Raw genomic sequence first — 2,912 nt, 5'->3', positions numbered from 1 at the left:
TTCATGCAAACACGTACAATTTTTAAAACGCCATTGGTTAGTGGCTTTTTTCGTTTGGTGTTTATGGCGCTAACCCGCTTAAGGGGTTGGCGTATAGAGGGCGAAAAGCCCAAAGATAAAAAATATGTTTTGATCGCCGCGCCGCACACCAGCAACTGGGACTTTCCCACAATGATGGCGGCGTCTTTTATATTAGGCTTGGATGTGCATTGGATCGGCAAGCACACTTTGTTCCCCGCAGGGCCTTTTGGCGCACTGATGCGCTGGTTTGGCGGCATCGGTATTGATCGACGCAAAAAACATAATACCGTCGAGCAAATAGTGGCTAATTTTAATGAGCGCGATGAGTTAGTGGTAATCATTACCCCAGAAGGCACTCGTAGTAAGGTGAATCACTGGAAGGCCGGCTTTTATCATATTGCGGTGGGGGCGGGGGTGCCGATTTACATGGCTTATGTTGACACCAATTTGAATGTGGTGGGCATGGGGCCTGCATTTCACCCCACCGGCGACTATGAAAAAGATATAGTCGAAATACGGTCTTTTTACGCCGACAAAAGAGGGTTCAAGCCGCATAGTGAATAAACTGTCTCTACTAAGTTTGGCGTAGATATTCTTCAGTGTTAATCAATAATAATAGATAGACGCGCGCTCCATCTAGGTTTGTGGCTAGGAGCGCATACAGCTAATAACAACGACTGGAAATTGCGATGAAAACGCGCTTTGGTTTTGCCTGTGCTCTGGCAATGGCCACTCTTTTTACTGCCTCAATATTTGTCAATGCCGACACTGCAAAGGATGTTACAACCGAGCGTATTTCCCGTAATGACAGTGCAAACTGGCTGTCTTACGGTAAGGACTATAAAGAACAGCGCTATAGCGAACTCGATCAGATCAATGTTGGTAACGTTGCTAATTTAGGGCTGGCGTGGGCCTTTGATACCGATTTTAATCGCGGTTTAGAAGCGACGCCTATTGTTGTTGATGGAGTTATTTACGTGACGGGCAATTGGAGTGTTGTTTACGCGCTGGATGCCCGCGATGGTCGCCTACTGTGGAAATACGATCCCAACGTACCCAAAGAGTGGGCCAAGATGGCGTGTTGCGATGTTGTTAATCGCGGTGTTGCTGTCTACGAAGGTAAAATTATTTTTGGCGCCCTCGATGCCCGTCTGATCGCACTGGATGCGGCGAGTGGTGACGTACTCTGGGAAACCGCCACGGCAGATTTGAAGGCCTACCCTTACACCATAACGGGTGCGCCGCGAGTGGCTAAAGGTAAGGTGTTTATTGGTAATGGCGGTGCGGAATACGGCGTACGTGGCTATGTTAGTGCCTTTGACGTAAATACCGGTAAAGAACTGTGGCGGTTTTACACCGTTCCGGCAAACCCTGCCGATGGCTTTGAGAACGACGCCATGGCGCGGGCGGCAAAGACCTGGACCGGCAAGTGGTGGGAATACGGCGGTGGTGGCACGGTATGGGATTCTATTGTTTACGATGACGAGTTAGACCAGCTCTATATTGGCGTTGGCAATGGCTCTCCGTGGAATGCCAAAATTCGTAGCCCCGAGGGTGGCGACAATCTTTACTTGTCGTCGATAGTGGCACTGAACCCTGATAGCGGTGAATATATTTGGCATTACCAAGAAACCCCTGCCGAGTCGTGGGACTACACCGCCACTCAGCACATTATGTTGGCCGATATGGCGATTGCGGGAGAGCAGCGCAAGGTTATTTGGCATGCCCCTAAAAATGGCTTTTTCTTCGTTATTGATCGTCAGTCTGGCAAGTTGTTGTCGGCAGAGCCCTATGCGGACGTGAATTGGGCTAGCCATTATGATCTAGAGACTGGACGTCCGGTGGAGGCAGATAATGCCCGTTACCGTGACGCGCCTGAACTGATTCGGCCGTCCTCTATGGGCGCGCACAACTGGCAGGCCATGGCCTACAGCCCGCAGACTGGGCTGGTTTATATACCGGCGATAAGCAGCTTGTTTGAATACAACTCGGTTGAGGAGTATCTCCATCAGTGGGGGCAGTGGAATCTGGGGATATATTTGCAGCAACCCGCAGTTGCAGATCCAATATTGTCGCAGTTACTGACCGGCAAGATCACCCAGGGTAGCCTGCTGGCTTGGGACCCGGTTAAGCAGGAGGCCGCGTGGCAGGTTTCCCATAAATTAACCTGGAACGGTGGCATTTTAGCGACAGGTGGCGGCTTAGTGTTTCAGGGTTCGGCCGACGGTGAAGTGCTGGCCTTCCGCGCGGATAACGGCGAGAAGCTTTGGTCATTTCCGGCAAAAACCGGCGTGATGGCGCCACCGGTGACCTATACCGTTGATGGCGAGCAATACGTGACTATTCTTGCCGGTTGGGGCGGCGCCTTTGGCTTGATTGCGGGCTTGGAGCGCGAAGTGACCCCGCCGCCGAGCCGAGTGCTTACCTTTAAATTGGGTGGCAATGGCGTGCTACCTGAAAACCCGCTCAAGCAATTGCACGAGCCTCCACCACGCCTAAGCACTGACAAGGTGGTTTTGGAGAAAGGCCGTAATCTTTATTACGCCTACTGCAATGCCTGTCATGGTACGGAAGCCATTTCTAATGGCGCGATCCCGGATCTGCGTCACTTACCGGCCGCATTTCATAATAGTTTTAATGCCATTGTACTGGATGGCATTATGAGTAAAGCGGGTATGGTCGGCTTTGGTGAGGTGCTGAGCGAGGATGATGCGTACGCAATACACGCTTTTATTTTAGAGCGTGCGAATGTCGACAAAGAGTTAAGAGCGCAATCCGATTGGTGGAAGGGTCTTAAAACCTGGTTCTTTTCACTGCTTGCCAATTTCATTGCTTGGTTGATGTAAGTTTGCCGACCTTAGCGTTGCGGTGTCGGATTTGAGGGAATTATG

General features: G+C 50.9%; 2 protein-coding genes. Both read left to right on the top strand.

All coding sequences use genetic code 11. The features are described from left to right. On the top strand, positions 1-585 hold a 585-nt coding region (locus ABYP33_RS18305), incomplete at its 5' end, for a lysophospholipid acyltransferase family protein (RefSeq protein WP_373092696.1). Positions 586-710: 125 nt separating this feature from the next. Beyond that, on the top strand, positions 711-2,867 hold the full coding sequence (locus ABYP33_RS18300; protein ID WP_373092694.1) for a PQQ-dependent dehydrogenase, methanol/ethanol family: 2,157 nt from the start codon (positions 711-713) through the stop codon (positions 2,865-2,867). The last annotated feature ends 45 nt before the right edge of the window (positions 2,868-2,912 follow it).

This window comes from Zhongshania sp., from assembly GCF_041584495.1.
Classification (GTDB): Bacteria; Pseudomonadota; Gammaproteobacteria; order Pseudomonadales; family Spongiibacteraceae; genus Spongiibacter.
Note: the sequence above shows the minus strand (reverse complement) of the source record. Positions and strands in the feature narration are given on the sequence as shown.

Coding starts and splice junctions, on each gene's coding strand:
- ABYP33_RS18300 (WP_373092694.1), top strand. CDS start 711: ATGAAAACGCGCTTTGGTTTTGCCTGTGCTCTGGCAATGGCCACTCTT.